The organism is Paraburkholderia phenoliruptrix (assembly GCF_902859825.1).
Taxonomy (GTDB): domain Bacteria; phylum Pseudomonadota; class Gammaproteobacteria; order Burkholderiales; family Burkholderiaceae; genus Paraburkholderia; species Paraburkholderia phenoliruptrix.
Map to the genome: position 1 here is coordinate 167,452 of NZ_CADIKB010000007.1, position 18,498 is coordinate 185,949.

General features: G+C 65.5%; 16 protein-coding genes. 8 read left to right on the forward strand and 8 right to left on the reverse strand.

Annotation, left to right across the window (positions count from 1 at the left end; translation table 11 throughout):
• Positions 1-275: 275 nt before the first annotated feature.
• Both HV711_RS10770 and HV711_RS10775 read right to left on the reverse strand, forming a co-directional pair.
• On the reverse strand, positions 276-809 hold the full coding sequence (locus HV711_RS10770) for a GNAT family N-acetyltransferase (RefSeq protein ID WP_028360841.1): 534 nt from the start codon (positions 807-809) through the stop codon (positions 276-278).
• Between the two features lie 10 nt (positions 810-819).
• Complete coding sequence (locus tag HV711_RS10775; RefSeq protein ID WP_156946573.1) at positions 820-1,119, reverse strand: hypothetical protein; 300 nt, start codon at positions 1,117-1,119, stop codon at positions 820-822.
• Here HV711_RS10775 and HV711_RS10780 point away from each other — a divergent pair.
• Positions 1,118-2,419, forward strand: coding sequence for an MFS transporter (locus HV711_RS10780; protein WP_013589265.1), 1,302 nt, complete (start codon positions 1,118-1,120; stop codon positions 2,417-2,419). The genes HV711_RS10775 and HV711_RS10780 overlap by 2 nt on opposite strands.
• A gap of 162 nt (positions 2,420-2,581) precedes the next feature.
• Here HV711_RS10780 and HV711_RS10785 read toward each other — a convergent pair whose 3' ends face one another.
• Positions 2,582-4,429, reverse strand: coding sequence for a tetratricopeptide repeat protein (locus tag HV711_RS10785; protein ID WP_035479464.1), 1,848 nt, complete (start codon positions 4,427-4,429; stop codon positions 2,582-2,584).
• 123 nt (positions 4,430-4,552) lie between these two features.
• On the opposite strand from HV711_RS10785, the gene HV711_RS10790 reads away from it, so the two are divergent.
• From HV711_RS10790 to HV711_RS10800, 3 genes are all read left to right on the forward strand, one after another.
• Positions 4,553-4,912: an ArsR/SmtB family transcription factor gene (locus tag HV711_RS10790; protein ID WP_051156792.1), complete on the forward strand. Its 360-nt coding sequence runs from the start codon at positions 4,553-4,555 to the stop codon at positions 4,910-4,912.
• Positions 4,909-6,162: a cation diffusion facilitator family transporter gene (locus tag HV711_RS10795; protein ID WP_035479465.1), complete on the forward strand. Its 1,254-nt coding sequence runs from the start codon at positions 4,909-4,911 to the stop codon at positions 6,160-6,162. Before HV711_RS10790 ends, HV711_RS10795 begins: the two co-directional genes overlap by 4 nt.
• 126 nt (positions 6,163-6,288) lie before the next feature.
• Complete coding sequence (locus HV711_RS10800) at positions 6,289-8,016, forward strand: FAD-dependent monooxygenase (RefSeq protein WP_035479466.1); 1,728 nt, start codon at positions 6,289-6,291, stop codon at positions 8,014-8,016.
• 16 nt (positions 8,017-8,032) lie between these two features.
• Here the strand turns inward: HV711_RS10800 and HV711_RS10805 are convergent, their stop codons facing one another.
• Genes HV711_RS10805 through HV711_RS10820 form a run of 4 tightly spaced genes read right to left on the reverse strand, consistent with a single transcriptional unit; the run spans position 8,033 to position 13,304 of the window.
• Positions 8,033-8,287, reverse strand: coding sequence for a formate dehydrogenase subunit delta (locus HV711_RS10805; protein WP_013589260.1), 255 nt, complete (start codon positions 8,285-8,287; stop codon positions 8,033-8,035).
• Positions 8,288-8,295: 8 nt separating this feature from the next.
• On the reverse strand, positions 8,296-11,241 hold the full coding sequence (gene fdhF / locus HV711_RS10810; RefSeq protein WP_028360835.1) for a formate dehydrogenase subunit alpha: 2,946 nt from the start codon (positions 11,239-11,241) through the stop codon (positions 8,296-8,298).
• 15 nt (positions 11,242-11,256) lie between these two features.
• Entirely contained in the window at positions 11,257-12,822 is a 1,566-nt protein-coding gene (locus HV711_RS10815; RefSeq protein ID WP_035479468.1) for a formate dehydrogenase beta subunit, read from the reverse strand.
• Positions 12,819-13,304, reverse strand: a complete 486-nt coding sequence (locus HV711_RS10820; protein ID WP_013589257.1) for an NAD(P)H-dependent oxidoreductase subunit E — start codon at positions 13,302-13,304, stop codon at positions 12,819-12,821. Before HV711_RS10820 ends, HV711_RS10815 begins: the two co-directional genes overlap by 4 nt.
• 134 nt (positions 13,305-13,438) lie before the next feature.
• Between HV711_RS10820 and HV711_RS10825 the strand changes: the two genes are divergently transcribed.
• Together HV711_RS10825 and HV711_RS10830 are read left to right on the forward strand one after the other, a co-directional pair.
• Positions 13,439-14,518: a substrate-binding domain-containing protein gene (locus tag HV711_RS10825; RefSeq protein WP_013589256.1), complete on the forward strand. Its 1,080-nt coding sequence runs from the start codon at positions 13,439-13,441 to the stop codon at positions 14,516-14,518.
• Positions 14,519-14,642: 124 nt separating this feature from the next.
• Complete coding sequence (locus HV711_RS10830; RefSeq protein WP_013589255.1) at positions 14,643-14,906, forward strand: hypothetical protein; 264 nt, start codon at positions 14,643-14,645, stop codon at positions 14,904-14,906.
• Positions 14,907-15,040: 134 nt separating this feature from the next.
• Here the strand turns inward: HV711_RS10830 and HV711_RS10835 are convergent, their stop codons facing one another.
• Positions 15,041-15,400, reverse strand: coding sequence for a COG4315 family predicted lipoprotein (locus HV711_RS10835; RefSeq protein WP_028360831.1), 360 nt, complete (start codon positions 15,398-15,400; stop codon positions 15,041-15,043).
• A gap of 821 nt (positions 15,401-16,221) precedes the next feature.
• Here HV711_RS10835 and HV711_RS10840 point away from each other — a divergent pair.
• Both HV711_RS10840 and HV711_RS10845 read left to right on the forward strand, forming a co-directional pair.
• Positions 16,222-17,181, forward strand: coding sequence for a lysophospholipid acyltransferase family protein (locus HV711_RS10840; protein WP_035479471.1), 960 nt, complete (start codon positions 16,222-16,224; stop codon positions 17,179-17,181).
• A 122-nt stretch (positions 17,182-17,303) separates the two neighbouring features.
• Complete coding sequence (locus HV711_RS10845; RefSeq protein WP_035479473.1) at positions 17,304-18,497, forward strand: HlyD family secretion protein; 1,194 nt, start codon at positions 17,304-17,306, stop codon at positions 18,495-18,497.
• Position 18,498: the final 1 nt, after the last annotated feature.

Here is an 18,498-nt window from a genome sequence, read left to right on the forward strand (position 1 = left end):
GGACGCCGCCTGGCATCCATGGGTCAGCGACGACAGCCTCCAAGGCACTACGCAAGAAACGCCTCGCGCATTGACGTGAGCGCAACGGCGCGCAGGCGCAGAACACGAAACCGCGCACGTGAGAGCGAGCGGACGCATCAGCGCCTTACCAGGAAAGCCATCGTCGGGAAAAGAAGATGATGCGACGGAACCGAGAGCCCAAGACTCGGACGTTTCCGAAAATAGATGACGATGTGTCCGGGATCGCACGGTCGAGAGCCGTCCAAACGGCTGGATCAAACGCTCGACCTGTCCAATCGATAAACATAGCGCAACGCCGTGATATCCACGCCGCCCATGCGGTCCGGCTCTGCGCCGGCGAACTGCCAGCCTTGCCGTTCATAAAAGCCGATGGCCGGCACGTTGCCCTCGAGCACGTATAGATACAGTTGCGTCTCGCCCTGCGCGCGAGCCCAGTCCTCGGCGGCGCGCATCAACAGCTTGCCGGCGCCGATGCCCTGATAGCCCGGCAACGCATGAAGGTTATCGAGCAGCACGCCCCACGCGGATTCCGGCTGGCGCTCCACGCAGACGAAGCCGATCGGCTCGTCGCCCAGAACGGCGATCAGCACCATGCGGCGCTCGCCCCCCGGCGCGCTCATGCGTGCCTCCCAATAGGCGGCGCGCTCCTCTGTGACCTCGCCGTCCAGAAAAGTGTCGGGCAGCAGGCCGCGGTAAGTGGCGCGCCAGCTCGTGCTGTGAATCGAGGCGATCAGCGCGGCATCGGCGACGGTAGCGGGGCGCAGCGAGAGGACGGGGGAGGTCTGCATGAGGACGTCATCAACGGAAAATGCCGAGTCGCAATTCCAGCGGGCGAGAAGAGTCGCGCCGGCCGTAATGAGAATGTAGGGAATACACAACGGTGCCATCAACGGTAACATGGCGTGGCGTGGCTTTTGGCGGATAGCAGTGTTTATCCTGATACCGCTCAAAGCCGTTCGCCTGCAGCATCCGGCGCCCCCGGCGCGGCTCGACCGCGCCTGAGCGTTTGCCTGTGGCATCTGCCTCTTCCCCGGCGGATCGTTTCAACTGCCAGATCGCCGCTGGCCTCGGCGGCGTGGGCTTATCAGAGAATGTCATGTCAACAGCGTCCCACGCTATTTCTTCCGCGGAAGAATCCAAGGTCAAGACAGTGTTCCGCGTAGTCAGCGGCAACTTTCTTGAAATGTACGACTTCATGGTCTACGGCTACTACGCCTCCGCGATTGCCAGGACCTATTTTCCGAGCGGCAGCGACTTCGCCTCGCTCATGCTGTCGCTTTCCGTGTTCGGCGCGGGCTTCCTGATGCGTCCGCTCGGCGCAATCGTCCTCGGCGCGTACATCGACCATTACGGCCGGCGCAAGGGGCTGATCCTCACGCTCGGCCTGATGGCGCTCGGCACACTCACGGTGGCATCCATTCCAGGCTACGCGACGATCGGCCTCGTGGCGCCCGTGCTGGTGCTCCTCGGCCGGCTGCTGCAAGGCTTTTCGGCGGGCGTCGAGCTGGGCGGCGTGTCGGTGTATCTGTCAGAAATCGCGACCAAGGGCAACAAGGGCTTCTATTGCGCGTGGCAGTCGGGCAGCCAGCAGGTCGCCGTGGTATTCGCGGCGCTGCTCGGCGTGATGCTCAACAAGGCGCTGCCCGCCGACCAGATGAGCGCCTGGGGCTGGCGCGTGCCGTTCCTGATCGGCTGCCTGATCGTGCCCTTCCTGTTCCTGATTCGCCGTTCGCTGAAGGAAACCGAGGAATTCTCCGCGCGCAAGCATCGCCCGGGCATGGGCGAGATCATGAAGAGCATGGCCGCGAACTGGGTCACGGTGCTGGGCGGCATGGGCATGGTCATCATGACGACCGTGTCGTTCTACATGATCACCGCTTATACGCCGACCTTCGGCAAGGAAGTGCTGAAGCTCTCGGCCATCGATACGCTCGTCGTCACCGTCTGTATCGGTTTGTCGAACCTGATCTGGCTGCCGCTCGCAGGCGCGCTGTCGGATCGCATCGGGCGCCGTCCGGTGTTGCTGGCCTTCACGGCGCTCACCATTGTCAGCGCTTATCCGGCGCTGCAGTGGCTCGTCGCCGAGCCGTCGTTCGCGCGTCTCCTCATAGTCGAGCTGTGGCTGTCGTTCCTGTACGGCAGCTATAACGGCGCGATGGTGGTCGCGCTCACCGAAGTGATGCCGGTCGCCGTGCGCACCGCGGGTTTCTCGCTGGCCTACAGCCTTGCGACGACGATCGGCGGCTTCACGCCGGCCATCTCCACGCTGCTGATCCATTCCACCGGCAACAAGGCCGCGCCGGGTCTGTTCCTCGGCGTCGCGGCCATCTGCGGATTGATCGCGACGCTCGTGCTGTACCGCACGCCTGAATCGCGCGATCAATACAAAAGCGCGTGATGGAGCGCGCGGCTGCCGCTTGCGGCGCTGGCGCGCCCATGCAAAGAACCCTGCGCTGCCGACAGCGCGGGGTCGACTGAGTCGATCACTGAAGCCCTGCACGCATATCGCGCTGCAGGGTTTTTTTCGAGCGGCGCAAGCGCGGCGGCGGATTTCCGGCGGCTAAGCTCGCCTCACGCTGGCGGCCACCGTCTCGACCACCTCGCGCCACGCGCCGGGGCGGGGTTGACGCACGAGCGTCGCGCTCGCGTACCAGGCGCTGCGCGCGTTGTCGGAACACCAGCGCCAGTCCGGCGCGAACGGCAGCATCAGCCATAGCGGCTTGCCGAGCGCGCCCGCCAGATGGGCAATCGACGTATCGATCGACACCACCGCATCCAGCCGCTCGATGATCGCGGCGGTATCGGCAAAGTCGCCGATCCGCCCGTCGAAGCGATGAATTCGACACGCGTGCGGATGCGCGTCCAACGCCGCGCGTTCCTGCGCGCTCAGATCCGGCTGCAGCACGATCCAGTCGATGCCTTCCAGCGCGAAAAGCGGATCGAGTGCCGCAAGCGGCATCGAGCGCGTTTCGTTCTGCTGGATGCGCCCCGACCATGCGAGCCCGATCTTGCGCTTTGCCTGACCGCCCAGCGAGCCGCGCCATTTGCGCCGATAGGCGGGCGGCGCGCTCAGGTAGGGCGTGCGCTCGGGAATCGTCCCGGCCGTCGTGCCGAGCGCAAGCGGCAAGCTCAGCAGCGGGCATTGAACGTCGGCTGCGGGGCGCGGCGCGCCGCGCGAAATCAGTGTCACGCGCCACGCCTCGGCGACGGGCTCGAGGAGCGGCACGAGCGCCGGCTGCACTTCGAGCACCACGCGCGCCGCACGCTGCGCCGCGAACGGGACGAAGCGCACGAACTGCAAGGTATCGCCGAAGCCCTGTTCCGCGTGGATCAGCAGCGTGCGCTGGGCAAGCGGCTCGCCGTGCCAGCGCGGCAGTGTCTCGATAGCCGGTTCGGCGACGGTTTGCAGACGCCATTCGTATTCGGGCAGGCCGCGCGCGAAATCGCCCAATGCAAGCCAGGCCAGCGCGCGGTTCATATGCGCGGAGGCGAGATCGGGCTGCAGGCGCAACGCCTGATCGAATGCGCGCAGGGCGGTGGCGTGCGCGCCCAGCCCCTGATGCGCGCTGCCGAGGCAGAGCCACGCGAGCGCGAATTGCGGATCGAGCCCGACCGAGCGTTCCAGGTAAGGAATGGCCTCTGTGTGGCGCCCGAGCGCGGCCAGCGCGTTGCCCATGCCGAAGATGGCGGGCGGCAGATTCGGCTGCAAGGCGAGCGCGGCTTCGAACGACGCGACCGCTTGCGCGTGACGACCCGTCGCGTCGAACGTATTGGCAAGGTTGAAGTGCGCGGCGACGAAACGCGGCTCCGCGGCCAGCGCAGCCTCGAAACAGGGGATGGCTTCGTCCGCGCGGCCGAGCGCATTGAGCGACATGCCCATGTTGTTGAGCGCGCCGGCGTGGCCGGGGCGCAACTCCAGCGTGCGCCGGAACGAGGCAATGGCTTCCTCGTGACGCCCGAGCGCGTGCAGCGCGTTGCCGAGGTTGTTGTGCGACGAGGCGTCGTCCGGTTGCAGGCGCAACGAACGGCGAAACGCGTCCGCGGCGTCCTCGTGACGGCCCGCCGCCGCGTAGGCATTGCCGAGGTTGTAATGCGCCATGGGGAACGACGGCGCCAGTGTCAGCGCGTTGCGAAACTGCGCGATGGCTTCGTCGATCTGGCCGAGCGCCTTCAGCGCATTGCCGAGGTTCAACTGCAGCGCGGCGTCCTGCGGGCGCAGATTGACCGCGCGCCGCACCAGCTCGGCGGCTTCGGCGTGCTGGCCCTGCTGGTGGCGCAATACGCCCAGCAGATGCAGCGCGTCGACGTGCGCGGGATTGCCGTCGAGCGTCGCGCGGTAGCCGCGTTCGGCGTCGTCGAGGCGGCCGTCACGATGCGCCGCGAAAGCGCGGTCAAATACAGGTTGCATGACGGGGATGGAATTCGGGTAAGGCGGAGGCCGCATTTTCCCACACTCGCCGCGGCTCGCCCGGTTTTGACCTGGTCGGCCGTTTCGCTTAACATATGAACACCTGTTCATATGTGTGCCGCCATGTTACCTACTGACGCTTCGGCGACGTCGCCGGCGGGCTTTGAACCGCCTTCCGCGGATACCCTCGTGCCGCTTGCCGATCTGTTCCGGTTGCTAGGTGACCCGACGCGCCTGCGCATCGTACTCGCCTGTGTCGACGAGCGCCGAGCGGTGGGCGCGATTGCCGACGAGCTCGGTTTGTCGCCGTCGCTCGTGAGCCATCATTTGCGGCTGCTGCGCGCGGCACGAATCGTACGGGCGCAGCGGCAAGGCAAGCAGGTGTTTTACATTGCCGCCGATCGCCATATCAGTGCGATGCTGGCCGGCATGCTCGAGCACGTCGCCGAGCCTACCCGTGACGACGCATTGGATCTGCCATGAAGAAAATCGAACAACGAGAAGACGAGCACGCACCGGTGTCGGTGGGCGCGCTGGAAAGCGGGGGGCCGGGCCGCAGTCCCGCAGGCGAGGGCGGGCGTGAGGGCGGGCAGGACGGCAGTCGCGGCGGCCACGCGCTCGACCATAACCACGATCAAGGCCGCGACCATGGTCACAACTGCGGCCACGGCCATAGCCATGACCACGGGCAGGGCCACGAGCGCAATGAAGGCCGCGAGCATACCCACGACCACGACCACGACCACGGGCACGGGCACGGGCACAGCCACGGCTACAACGAGGGCCACAACCACGACCACAGCCATAACCACGCCGGTGGCCACGGCCACCACCATCACCACCACGCGCCCGTCGCCGGCCATGGCTTCGCCTTCGCGCTGGCGGTCGCGCTGAACGTCGCGATCGTCGTCATTCAGGCCGTGTACGGCGTGCTCGCGCATTCCACCGCGCTGCTCGCCGACGCCGGCCACAATCTCTCCGACGTGCTCGGCCTGCTACTCGCCTGGGGCGCCGCCTGGCTCGCCACACGCCGTCCTTCCGCGCGCTACACGTTCGGCTACGGCAGCTCGTCGATTCTCGCGTCGCTGGCCAATGCGGCGCTGCTGCTGTTTGCGTGCGGCGTGATCGTCGCCGAGGCGATCGGCCGCCTCATGAAGCCGGCGCCCGTCGGCGGGCTCGCGGTGTTCGTCGTCGCGGCCGTGGGCATGGTCGTCAACGGGCTGTCCGCCTGTCTCTTCATGCGCGGCCAGAAGGAAGACCTGAACATTCGCGGCGCCTTCCTCCATATGGCTGCCGATGCAGGCGTGTCCGCGGCGGTGGCGATCAGCGGGCTCGTGATTCTCTACACCAACTGGAGCTGGCTCGACCCGCTGATGAGCCTGCTCGTGGTCGCGGTCGTCGTCTACGGGACGTGGGGCCTGCTGCGCGACTCGGTGCGCCTCGCGCTCAATGCGGTGCCGTCGGGCGTCGACGTCGAGCGCATTCGCGACTATCTCGCCGACCAGCCGGGCGTCGAGGACGTGCACGATCTGCACATCTGGGCGCTGTCGACCACGGGCAATGCGCTCAGCGCGCATCTGGTGATGCCGGCGGGCCATCCCGGCGACGAGCAGCTCGACGGCATCGTCGTCGTCTTGCGCGAACGCTTTTCGATGCAGCACGCGACGCTGCAAGTGGACCTCGGCACCACCGATCATCGTTGCGCGATGGATCGCCCGTCTGCCGCGCACTGAACCGGGCACGCGCGCAGCCGCGCGACCCGCGCTATGCGCGATACGCCTCGCAATTGATGCAGTGCGCCGTCCGGCGCACGGGCGCGGGCGTACACTAGAGCGCACTGTGCTCTGCGGAGTTTTCGCATGGACGCTGCCGCTAACCATGAGGCGCCGGTGCTGATCGTCGGGGCGGGGCCGACCGGCCTGGCCGCCGCCATGACCCTCGCGCGCGCTCGCATTCCCGTGCGCCTCGTCGACCGTGCAATGCAGCCGAACCGCTACTCGCGCGCTATCGGCATTCAGGCGCGCACGCTCGAACTGCTGGAGCAGCATCGGCTGGCCGAGCGCTTTCTCGAACTCGGCCATCGCGCGCGCGTGGCCAATCTGTTTTCAAACGGCATGCGCCTCGCGCAGCTCGACTTCGATCCGCTGCACACGCGTTATCCGTATCTGCTGTTTCTCGATCAGTCGGTGACCGAGCGTCTTCTGACCGAACATCTCGCGACGCTCGGCGTGACGATCGAGCGAGGCGTCGAACTCACGATGTTCTCGCAAGGCTCGGCCGGCGTGCAGGCGACGCTGCGGCGCGCCGACGGTCACACGGAAACGCTGCGTCCGTCCTATATGATCGCCGCCGACGGCGCGCACAGTCTGATTCGCCACGGGCTCGGCCTCGACTTCGAGGGCAAGACGCTCGAGCAGACCTTCCTGCTCGCCGACGTGCATGCCGAAACCGATTGGCCCGAAGACGAGTTCCACATCTTCGCTTCCGGCGAAGGCCTCGTCGCGCTCTTCCCGATGGGGCACGGGCGGCATCGGCTGATCGCGGATCACGCCGTCGAGCCCGCACCGCAGCCCGCCGCGCCGCCGTCGCCGGTGGTGCTCGGCGAGCCGCCGCTTTCCCGCATGCGCACGCCGTCGCTCGAGGAATGCAAGGCGCTGCTCGCGAGGCGCGTGCATGAACGCGTCGACGTGTCGGACCTCGCGTGGTCCTCCTACTTCCATGTGAACAGCCGGATGGTGGAGCGCCTGCGCGTCGGCCGCGTGTTTCTGGCCGGCGACGCCGCGCACGTGCACAGTCCGGCCGGCGCGCAAGGCATGAACACCGGCATTCAGGAGGCGTTCAATCTCGGCTGGAAGCTCGCGCGCGTACTGAAGGGCGCGGCGCCCGATCGGCTGCTCGACACCTATCATCTGGAGCGGCATCCGATAGAGCGCGATGTGCTGCGGCAAACCGGCTTCATCACGCAGATGGCTGAGGCGGACCACGGGCCGCTCAAGCTGCTGCGCGAGCGCGTGATGCCGGTTCTCGCCGCGCTCGGCCCGCTGCGCGATGCCGCGCGGCTCACCATCAGCGAGTTGTCGATCCAGTACCGGCGCAGTCCGCTCACGCTCGAACGTGTGCTCGACGGCGGACCGCGCGCGGGCGAACGCGCGCCGGATGCGGTGGTGCATGTGGTCGACGGTCCGCTCGGACGCGCGCCGGGCATCGGCTGTATTTACGATCTGCACGATCCCGCGTTCTTTTCGCTCTTTCTGCTGGTGCCGCCGCTGCCCGTCGACGGCAAGCCGCTCGACCCCGATGCAAAGCACGAGCCGCCGCCCGACGCCGAACTCGAGCGTCTCAGCGTGGAAATGGAGCGTTTGCTGCCGGGCGCCGTGCGCATCTGGCGCGTGACGGATACCACAGGCGACGGCGGGCCGTCGCTGGCCGAATCGTACGGACGCACGCGGCCGTCGTTCTATCTGCTGAGGCCGGACGGCTACATCAGCGCACGCGGGCGCACCGGCTCGGACCTGAACGGCCTGCTGCAGCACTGCGAAACATGGTTCACGGTGGGCGGACAGATACCTGAGCAGGCGGCCTTGTAAGCGGCCGCCCGCGCGATCAGGCGATGGACGGCTCCGTGGCCGGCGTGAGGCGCTCGCGGTTTTTCACGAGCGCCTCTTTGACGATTGCCGACATCTCGATGCCGCCCGCTTGCGGCGCATCGAGCGACGCGAGCAGCGCGCGCCGCATGCGCGGCTCCCAGAAACGGCGGATGTGATCGGCCACACCGTTGACGGCTTCTTCGTGATCCGGCATCGAAGCGAAGAAGTCGCCGATGCGGTTTGCCATGTCGATCAGATTCTGAGTGTCCATGGCTCGCCTCACTTACCTGACGTCGCATTGGCCAGCTCGCGCTGCTTGAGCAGCTCCAGCTGCTCTGCGTTGAAGCGCGAATACTCTTTCTGCCACTCCGACGGCTGCTCGACCGGCATCACCTGCACGGCGGTCACCTTGTATTCCGGACAGTTGGTGGCCCAGTCGGAGCTGTCGGTCGTGATCACGTTCGCGCCCGATTCGGGGAAGTGGAACGTCGTATAGACGACACCCGGCTGCATCCGCTCCGTCACCTTCGCGCGCAACACGGTTTGTCCCGCGCGCGACTCGATGCCGACCCAGTCGCCCGTCCTGATGCCGCGCTCCTCCGCGTCGTGCGGATGCAGCTCGAGCCGGTCCTCGTCGTGCCAGCGCGAATTCTCCGTGCGGCGGGTCTGCGCGCCCACGTTGTACTGCGACAGAATGCGCCCCGTGGTGAGCAGCAGCGGGAACTTGCGGGTGACCTTTTCCGGCGACGCAATGAACTTCGTGATGACGAACTTGCCCTTGCCGCGCACGAACGTCTCAACGTGCATGGTCGGCGTGCCGTCCGGTGCTTCTTCGTTGCACGGCCACTGGATGCTGCCGAGTTCGTCGATCTTCCGGTACGACACGCCGTGGAAGGTCGGCGTGAGGCGCGCGATTTCGTCCATGATCTCGGACGGATGCGTGTAGTTCATCTCGTAGCCGAGCGCGTGCGAAAGCATCAGCGTGACTTCCCAGTCGGCGTAACCCGGCACCGGCGGCATGACCTTGCGCACGCGCGAGATGCGGCGCTCGGCGTTCGTAAAGGTGCCGTCCTTTTCCAGGAAAGTTGAGCCGGGCAGCAGCACGTGCGCGTACTTCGCGGTTTCGTTGAGGAAAATGTCCTGCACGACGATGCATTCCATCGACGACAAAGCCGCGGCCACGTGGTGCGTGTTCGGGTCCGACTGCACGATGTCCTCGCCCTGGCAGTAAAGGCCCATGAAGCTGCCGTCGAGCGCCGCGTCGAACATGTTCGGAATGCGCAGACCCGGTTCGGGTTGCAGCGTGACGTTCCACGCGTCCTCGAACTGCGAGCGCACAATCGTGTCGCTGATATGGCGATAGCCCGGCAACTCGTGCGGGAACGAGCCCATGTCGCACGAGCCCTGCACATTGTTCTGACCGCGCAGCGGATTCACGCCGACACCTTCGCGGCCGATGTTGCCGGTGGCCATCGCGAGATTCGCAATGCCCATCACCATGGTCGAGCCTTGCGCGTGTTCCGTGACGCCGAGGCCGTAGTAGATTGCCGCGTTGCCGCCCGTCGCATAAAGGCGCGCGGCTTCGCGCACCTCCTTGGCCGGCACGCCGGTAATCGCTTCGGTTGCTTCGGGCGCGTTTTCCGGCAGCGCGACGAAATCGCGCCATTGCTCGAACGCGCGGCCTTCGCAGCGCTCGGCAATGAATGCCTCATTGAGCAGGCCTTCGGTCACGATCACATGAGCAAGCGCATTGACGATCGCCACATTAGTGCCCGGGCGCAGTTGCAGGTGATGCGACGCCTTCACGTGCGGCGTATCGACAATGTCGATGCGGCGTGGATCCACGACGATCAGCTTCGCGCCTTCGCGCACGCGGCGCTTCAGACGCGAGCCGAACACCGGGTGGCCGTCGGTCGGATTCGCGCCGATCACCATGATGACGTCGGCCTTGTCGACCGAGGCAAAGGTCTGGGTGCCCGCCGATTCGCCGAGCGTCGTCTTCAGGCCGTAGCCGGTGGGCGAATGGCAGACGCGCGCGCAGGTGTCGACGTTGTTGTTGCCGAACGCGGCGCGCACGAGCTTCTGCACGAGATAGGTCTCTTCATTCGTGCAACGCGACGACGTAATGCCGCCGATCGAATCGCGCCCGTGCTTCGCCTGGATGCGCCGGAACTCGGAGGCCGCGTAGTTGATCGCTTCTTCCCAGCTCACTTCGCGCCACGGGTCGGTGATCTTCGCGCGGATCATCGGCTTCGTGATGCGGTCCTTGTGCGTCGCGTAGCCCCACGCGAAGCGGCCCTTCACGCACGCGTGGCCTTCGTTCGCCTGGCCGTTCTTGTACGGCACCATGCGCACGACCTGGTTGCCCTTCATCTCCGCTTTGAACGAGCAGCCGACGCCGCAATACGCACAGGTGGTGACGGCCGAGTGCTCGGCCTGGCCCAGCATGATCACCGTCTTTTCCTGCAGCGTCGCGGTCGGGCACGCGGCCACGCACGCGCCGCACGAGACGCACTCCGACTCCATGAACGGCTGGTCTTCACTCGCGGCCACGCGCGATTCGAAACCGCGTCCGGCAATGGTCAGCGCGAAGGTCCCTTGCGTTTCCTCGCACGCGCGCACGCAGCGGTTGCAGACAATGCACTTCGCCGGATCGTAGGTGAAGTAGGGGTTCGACTCGTCCTTCTGGTCCTTCAGGTGATTCGCGCCGTCGAAGCCGTAGCGCACTTCGCGCAGGCCCGTCACGCCCGCCATGTCCTGCAGTTCGCAGTCGCCGTTCGCGGGGCAGGTGAGGCAGTCGAGCGGGTGATCGGAGATGTAGAGCTCCATCACGTTGCGGCGCAGCGATTGCAGACGGTCGGTTTGGGTGCGCACCTTCATGCCGGCTTCGACCGGCGTCGTGCACGAAGCCGGATAGCCGCGCTTGCCTTCGATTTCGACGAGACACAGGCGGCAAGAGCCGAATGGTTCCAGCGAATCGGTCGCACAGAGCTTCGGCACGTTGACGCCGGCTTCGATCGCGGCACGCATCACGGACGTGCCGGCCGGCACGGTGACGGACTGGCCGTCGATTTCCAGCGTGACGTCCACATCCGCATGACGCGCGGGCGTGCCGTAATCGGTGTCGTCGAAATAGGCGTTGCCGGCGCGCGCCTGCGCCTGCGACTTGCACGCGCAATTGCCGGAGCCGCAGCCGCCCGCGGGAGAGTTGAGCATATCTGACATGGTTGGGCTCCTCGTTCAGGCCGCAGCTTTCGGGGCATCGGCGCCAGCAACGGCGAGGCCGAAGTCTTCAGGGAAATGGTCGAGCGCCGAGAGCACCGGATACGGCGTCATGCCGCCCATCGCGCAGAGCGACCCGGACACCATCGTGTCGCACAGATCGCGCAGCAACTGCACTTGCCGCGTGGACGTGTCGCCGTTGCGAATCCGGCCGATGACTTCCACGCCGCGCGTCGAGCCGATGCGGCAGGGCGTGCACTTGCCGCACGATTCGATCGCGCAGAAATGCATTGCGTATTGCGCGAGCTCCGCGAGATTCGACGTGTCGTCGTGCACGACGAGTCCGCCGTGGCCGACCACTGCGCCGACCGCCGCGTACGCTTCGTAGTCCATCGGAATGTCCCACTGGCTTTCCGGCAGATAGGTGCCGAGCGGACCGCCCACCTGCACCGCGCGCGCCGGCCGGCCGCTCGCCGTGCCGCCGCCGAAGTCGTACAGCAGTTCGCGCAGCGTCACGCCGAACGCCAGCTCGACGAGGCCGCCTTGCTTCACATTGCCCGCGAGCTGGAACGGCAGCGTGCCGCGCGAGCGGCCCATGCCGAAGTCCTTGTAGTACGCCGCCCCGCGCGCGAAGATGATCGGCACCGTGGCGAGCGTGATGACGTTATTGATTACCGTCGGCTGACCGTACAGGCCGACGAGCGCCGGCACCGGCGGCTTCGCGCGGACAATGCCGCGCTTGCCTTCCAGCGACTCGAGCAGCGCCGTTTCCTCGCCGCACACGTACGAGCCCGCGCCCTTCGCGACGAACAGTTCGAAGCGATGAGCGGAGCCGAGCACGCTGTCGCCGAGCCAGCCGGCCGCGCGCGCCTTCGCGATAGCGGCTTCGAGCGTCGCGATGGAGTGCGGATATTCGCTGCGTACGTAGATGTAGCCAGCGCTCGCGCCGGTCACGACGCCCGCAATGATCATCCCTTCGATCAGCACGTACGGGTCGCTTTCCATCACGAGACGATCGGAAAACGTGCCGGAATCGCCTTCGTCGGCATTGCAGACGATGTATTTCTGCGCGGCCTTGGCGGCGCGCACCGTGCGCCATTTGATGCCGGCCGGGAACGCGGCGCCGCCGCGTCCGCGCAGGCCCGATTCGATCAGCGCTTCGCAGGCGGCGTCGCCGTCCGTCTGCAACGCGTTGCGCAGACCTTCGAGGCCGCCGTGCGCGACGTAGTCGTCGATGGAAAGCGGGTCGGTGATGCCGATGCGCGCGAACGTCAGGCGCTGCTGCTTCTTCAGGTACGGAATCTCGTCGACCACGCCGACGCGGCGCGCGTGCTCGCCGCCGTCGACAAAACCCACATCGAACAGCTCAGTGACGTCGCTCGCCTCGACGTTCGCATAGCCGATGCGGCCTTCGGGCGTCTGCACCTCGACGAGCGGTTCGAGCCACAGCAAGCCGCGCGAGCCGTTGCGCACGAGCTCAATGGCGATGCCGCGGCGCGCAGCCTCGGCCTGGATTGCGTCGGCGAGCGCGTCCGCGCCGAGCGCGAGCGCCGATGAATCGCGGGGAACGTAAATACGCGTCATGCCGTCACCTCCACGCATTTGCTGGCGGCCGCGAAAATCGCGTCGAATTTTTGCGGCGTGACCCTGGCGTGCAGCGTGCCGTTGACCATCATCGCCGGCGAGAGCGCGCATTGACCGAGGCAGTACACCGACTCCAGTTCCACCGCGGCGCCGGCCTCGTGCGCCGCGTCGAAGCGGCAGCCGGTATGCGACTCGATGTGCTGCGCGAGCGCTTCGGTGCCCATGCTGCGGCAAGCCTCCGCCCGGCACAGCTGCACCGTGACGGCCGCGGCCGGTTGCGTGCGGAAGTGGTGGTAATAGGTGATGACGCCGTGCACTTCTGCGCGCGACAGGTTCATCACGCGCGCGAGCGGCGCGACGGCGGCGGGCGGCACGTAACCAAGTTCGTCCTGAATCGCGTGCAGCACGGCGACCAGCGACCTGCCGGGTTGCGCGTGGCGCGCTACGAGCTCTTCCGGCGCGATGGCGATGAGATCGTCCAAGTGGGGGCTCCTCCAAAGTCATATATGCACTTGTTATTCATAATGCGTGCACTTATGCTTCGTCTATTCGATATGGGATAGCCGAACGATAGGCGGGCGAAACGGCCGACGCAATAGGAAATGCCTGTACATATATGATCAGAATCGAGTGCCACGCGCAACTGATATTGAAGGGCCCGGACGGCCGGGAGGCAAGCCTGTCGGACGTCGTGCCGCTGCTTGCGCTCGTCAACGAGTCCGGCAGCATTGCGCAGGCGGCGGCGCTTAAGGGTTTGTCCTACCGTCACGCGTGGGGCTTGTTGCGCGGGATCGAGGAGCGTCTCGGCGGTCCGCTGATTGCGAAGGAGCGCGGCCGCGGTTCCGTGCTGTCCGACCTCGGGCAGGCGGTGCTGCGCGCGCAGCGTCTGTGCGGCGAGCGGCTCGACGGCAACATGCAGGCGCTCGCCAGCGAAGTGGCGAGCGATCTGAACCGCTGGCTCGCGCCGCCCGTCGATCATGTGCGCATTCACGCGTCGCATGGCTATGCGGTGGCGGCGCTCGTCACGGCGCTCGTTGCACGCGAGCTGCCGGTGGACATCAAGTATCGCGATGGCGTAGATGCGGTCAGCGCGCTCGCGCGCGGCGAATGCGATCTGGCCGGCTTTCACTTGCCGCTCGGCGAATTTCGCGCGGCGTGCGCCGACACGTACCGGCGCTGGCTCGATCCGCAGCGCCACGTGCTCGTGCATCTGACGCGGCGCAAGCAGGGCCTTTTTCTCGGCAAGGGCAATCCGAAGCGGATCGCCGGCCTGTCGGATCTGTCGCGCGACGACATCCGCTTCGTGAATCGTCAGCATGGTTCCGGCACGCGCATGCTGCTCGACCTCGCGTTGCGCAAGCTGGGCGTCGACCCTGATCGCGTGAACGGCTATGCGTCGGCGGAACTCACGCATTCGGCGATTGCGGCGTTTGTCGCGAGCGGCATGGCGGACGTGGGCTTCGGCGTGGAACCCGCAGCGCATCATTTCGGGCTCGATTTCCTGCCCGCCGTCGACGAAGACTATTACTTCGCCTGCGACCGGGCGCGGCTCGAGCGCGCGCCGCTGTCGGCGGTGATCGAACTGCTGCGTGGCAGCGCGTTTCACGCGAGCGTCGACCAGTTGCAAGGCTATGATCCGAGCGAGTGCGGCAAGCTCGTGGATCTCGACGCCGGGCTGAGCGGCGCGGGCGCGTAAGCGCTGGTAAACATCGCGGCGCACATCCGCGTGCGCGGGCCGCTGCGGCTGGCTTTCGTTTGGGATACTCTCTAAGCTTTCCGCCTTTTGCCCAACTGCGCGCATCGCCGCGCTTAGAACCGATATGAAAGCTCTTCTACACGCATGTGCCGCGGCCGCGTCGGCCGGCTTGCTTCTCGCGACCGCTTCCGTCGCTTTCGCGCAGAACTCGCCGGGCGTGCCGGGCGGCATTCTGCAAGACCAGTTCCGGCTCGCTGAACATCCGCAAATGCCGTTTGCCGCGTCGGCACCGTCGGACAAGTATCAGTCCGGCAAGAAATCGGCGATGCGCAAGCGCGGCGACCTGGGCGATCCGAACGGCTGCAACCTGCAGTGTCCGAAGGACTAAGTTGCGCGGCTGGCCGCAGCTCGGTTGGGTTGCATTAATCGTTGCATAGATTGTTGGACGAATCGCTGCATGACTCGGGACGCCGGCGCTTTGCCGGCGTTTTTCATTGGCCTCGGCCCGCCTCGCCGTTCGGGCTAGGGTTTCGCCGTGTGCCAGACGTCCTTGAAGCCGTCTCCTTTCATGTCGCCCGCCTGCTTGTCCGCCGCGTAGCGATACAGCGGATGCCCTTTGTACGCCCACTGCTGCTTACCGTCCGCCGACGGAATCAGCGTCCAGTCGCCGGACGGCTTGTCCGACGGGCTTGCCAGCGCAGCGGGCCAATAGCTCGTGCAGCCGCCGGTGCAGGCGCTCGTGCCCGGCGTCGTGTCTTTGTCGAAGGTGTAAAGCGTCATGCCGTCGGCGGTGACGAGGCGACCGTCGACCACTTTAGGAGGCTCGGCAAAAGCGCTGTGTTGGAGCGCGAGGAGGGCGACGCAGAGGAGGGTCTTACGCATGATGGGGCTCCTGTTTTTCGTGTGTTTCGTGTGTTTCGCGTGAGTGGGCATGCGATGGGGCATGCGTGCACGCGTCACCCATCAACGGATGAGCCGGGGTGTTTATTCCCTTAGCGTTGCATCTTTTTTGCGTTGGCCGGACTTTCCGAGGACGGGCGCGGGCTGGGGGATACGCTTGCTTTTGGCAGCAACCATTTTTCTGTTGGAAATCTACTGCTTTCTGGGCTAGTGCATCCGATAAATGCGTTTTGTTTAATGTGAAATTTCTGATTCGGTGTATGGAAATTTCCATAATACGTTCGGTGCATTTTAAAATGTCTGTCATTTATAGCGGCTTGCATGTGTCTTGATGTCGGTTATCGCCCCGCTGCATTCGACGCGCCGCGAGCGCGGAGGCAGGCGAGAGCGCCCGACTGAGCTACATTCTAGCGCATACACGATGCGCCAATGTGCTTGGTTATACGGTTTTATTTCGCTGGATAAGAAAAGTGCAAAATTGTGTCAAGGTGATTTTTGATAAAAATGCCGATGCTAAAATCTGCGGCGCTCGATTGGGCCATTGATTTGCTGGTTGATTAACCGGCTGTTCAAGGGCTCGTGAGTGATCCTATTAATTCAATTCACCAGGTAAAACAAAAATGCAAAAGATCAATCGCAATGAGTTGGCCAAATCCACGGTTGCCGGTGGTTGCTGCAAGAGCAGCTGCAGGACCAGCAAAACGACCCAGCCTCAACCGCTGAAGAGCGCGGCTCCTCTGGCGCGCAGTTGATGCTCGCCGTCGGGACAGTGCCGGGGGCGCTGTCCCGACGGGCGTGCCAACATGAACATGAAGCTGCCGGCCGTCTCCTTACGCTTCTTCGTGCTGCTCCGTGACGGCTCAGCGCGCGCCAGGTCATGGGTTAAGCGCGCAGCGATGGCCCGCTTGCCGCTTGCAGCGATCGAACCGCTTGCCTCCACCTTTTGGAGTATCGCTGCGCTTGCACGTGCGCGCACCCGTTGGGAAGGCATGTGCCGGCTGGATATAGGCCGGAACGTCCTCAACCTGACGTTGCCCCGCTCCAACAGCGTTGCTGCCGGCCGCGTTCGTGAGCGCCTGATCGACCAGCGGATATATTTCGGCCGGCTGGCGCGCGGAAAAGAAGCATGGCCGGACTTGCAGGCAATTGCACGTGCGCTCGCCCGCAAAATCGCTCAATTGCGCGTCACGGAGCCCGAGCGGCCTGTCATCGTATCGCCGTTTCACTATGTATCGCAGTACGCGAACATCTACGTGATCGACGAATTGCGGGCGCTGCTCGAGCTGGAGTCGATCGCCGTCGTGTCCGGCGTGCCGCGCAATCTATATGGCGACGATCAGGCGCTTATCCCGGGTGTCACCGTGCTGTATACGTACGGCGAGGACGACCGCAACGGCCTGGGCCTTCGCGTCGCGCGGGCGTTGAAGCGCAGCGGCGTCGCAGTGCTGTTTGCCGACGTGCCGCCCTTTACGCTGCACCGGTATCCGATGGAGACGGTGAGTGTCTCGATGTTCGGGCGGGACGCGCGCATTCATCACGGCGTGTTTCGCCTTGGCGCCCAATTCGACGCGATCTTGTTGCCGTTCTATCTGCGTTTTGCGCGCGGCCGCTTCAGTGCGGAAGTGTTCGACCCGTTGCCGCTTGCCATGACCGGCGCACCGCAACAGGTGGCGCGATATATCGAAGCCGCGGTGGCCGACAACTACGGGGACTGGCTGGTCGCCGGGCATCCGTCGATGTATTCGTTCGCGCCCGCTCGCTGAACCATTTCGACGTCCGGCGGCTTCCACACATCCGGCACGAAGGGCGCTTGGGCCGTATTTTCGCTGCGCTTTTCGCGAGCACTCGCAACAACAACCCGGCTCGCATCCGACCGCAATAGTTTATGCAACCTACTCATCTCCCGCAGTTCAGGGACGTTTCCTGGCGTTGGCTCGCCTACGTGGCGTCCACGCTCGTCGTCGGCGCGGTCGTTTTTGCGTTTGTTCATGAAGTCGAGTTGAAACAGGACGTGCGCGCGGAGATCGTGTCGCCGTCGGAAATCAAGGTTCAGGGGCTGAGCGGGCTTGTCTCCGAGATTTACGTCACGAGCCCGGCACGGGTCGAGCAGGGCGCGCCGCTGTTCCGGCTGGAACGCGATCTGTCTCTGGCAAGCGATGGCCGGCAGCGGCCGGCTTTCGACGAACACGCGCGCGACGAGCAGATCCGCACGAGCGAAGCGCAATATCTGCAGCGCAAGGCCGATCTGTCGGCGCAACGCGACGCTGCGCGGCTCGCCGCTGAAAGCCGTCGCGCGGAAATTGCGGCGCTCGACGAGCAATCGGGCCAGAACCGGCAACTCGCCGCCGAAGCGCAACGCGCGCTCGCGCGGCTCGATTCGGTGTCGGATTACGTCACCGCGGACCGCATCGAGCAGGCGAGGGCGCTGACCCACGAGACCAAGGTGTCGGTCGCGCAAAGCGCGGCGCGGCGCCAGCAACTCAACGCCGAACTGGCGGCGACGCTCGCCACGCACGCGAGCCTCGAAGCGCAACTTGCCGAACTCTCCGCGCGTTACGCACGCGAACTGCAGGACATTCGCATGCGCTTCGAGCAGATTCGCCAGGACGCGACCATTTCTGCGCCGAAAGCCGGCGTCGTCACATTCTCCGGCCTCGTCCGCGGCCGCACGCTTGCGCCGGACGACGTCGCGCTTGTCATTTCAACAGGAGGAAAGGAACCGCTGCGCGCCGCGTTGCGCATTCCTTCGCGCCGGCGCGGCTTCGTGCGCGAAGGGCAGGTGGTGCGGCTCAAGCTCGACGCTTTCCCGTACGCGAAGTTCGGCAGCTACGCGGCCCGCATCGATTCTATTTCGCGAACCACGGTGCGTTCGGCCATCTCGCCGACCGGCCCTTCGGGCGCGCACGGCGGAGAAGGCGATTACATGGCCTGGGCCACGCTGAGCGACGACCAGTTCAGATTCGAGCGGCAGCGCTTTGACATCCTGCCGGGCATGACGGCGACGGCGAGCATCGTGATCGAGCGCCGCACCATCGCCGAATGGGTGCTCGCGCCGCTTTTCCGCATCCTGCGGGGATGAC

Excerpts from the sequence above, each read along its gene's own strand:
- HV711_RS10770 (WP_028360841.1), bottom strand. The coding sequence starts at position 809 with ATGCAGACCTCCCCCGTCCTCTCGCTGCGCCCCGCTACCGTCGCCGAT.
- HV711_RS10780 (WP_013589265.1), top strand. The coding sequence starts at position 1,118 with ATGTCAACAGCGTCCCACGCTATTTCTTCCGCGGAAGAATCCAAGGTC.
- HV711_RS10775 (WP_156946573.1), bottom strand. The coding sequence starts at position 1,119 with ATGACATTCTCTGATAAGCCCACGCCGCCGAGGCCAGCGGCGATCTGG.
- HV711_RS10785 (WP_035479464.1), bottom strand. The coding sequence starts at position 4,429 with ATGCAACCTGTATTTGACCGCGCTTTCGCGGCGCATCGTGACGGCCGC.
- HV711_RS10790 (WP_051156792.1), top strand. The coding sequence starts at position 4,553 with ATGTTACCTACTGACGCTTCGGCGACGTCGCCGGCGGGCTTTGAACCG.
- HV711_RS10795 (WP_035479465.1), top strand. The coding sequence starts at position 4,909 with ATGAAGAAAATCGAACAACGAGAAGACGAGCACGCACCGGTGTCGGTG.
- HV711_RS10800 (WP_035479466.1), top strand. The coding sequence starts at position 6,289 with ATGGACGCTGCCGCTAACCATGAGGCGCCGGTGCTGATCGTCGGGGCG.
- HV711_RS10805 (WP_013589260.1), bottom strand. The coding sequence starts at position 8,287 with ATGGACACTCAGAATCTGATCGACATGGCAAACCGCATCGGCGACTTC.
- fdhF (WP_028360835.1), bottom strand. The coding sequence starts at position 11,241 with ATGTCAGATATGCTCAACTCTCCCGCGGGCGGCTGCGGCTCCGGCAAT.
- HV711_RS10815 (WP_035479468.1), bottom strand. The coding sequence starts at position 12,822 with ATGACGCGTATTTACGTTCCCCGCGATTCATCGGCGCTCGCGCTCGGC.
- HV711_RS10825 (WP_013589256.1), top strand. The coding sequence starts at position 13,439 with ATGATCAGAATCGAGTGCCACGCGCAACTGATATTGAAGGGCCCGGAC.
- HV711_RS10830 (WP_013589255.1), top strand. The coding sequence starts at position 14,643 with ATGAAAGCTCTTCTACACGCATGTGCCGCGGCCGCGTCGGCCGGCTTG.
- HV711_RS10835 (WP_028360831.1), bottom strand. The coding sequence starts at position 15,400 with ATGCGTAAGACCCTCCTCTGCGTCGCCCTCCTCGCGCTCCAACACAGC.
- HV711_RS10840 (WP_035479471.1), top strand. The coding sequence starts at position 16,222 with ATGAACATGAAGCTGCCGGCCGTCTCCTTACGCTTCTTCGTGCTGCTC.
- HV711_RS10845 (WP_035479473.1), top strand. The coding sequence starts at position 17,304 with ATGCAACCTACTCATCTCCCGCAGTTCAGGGACGTTTCCTGGCGTTGG.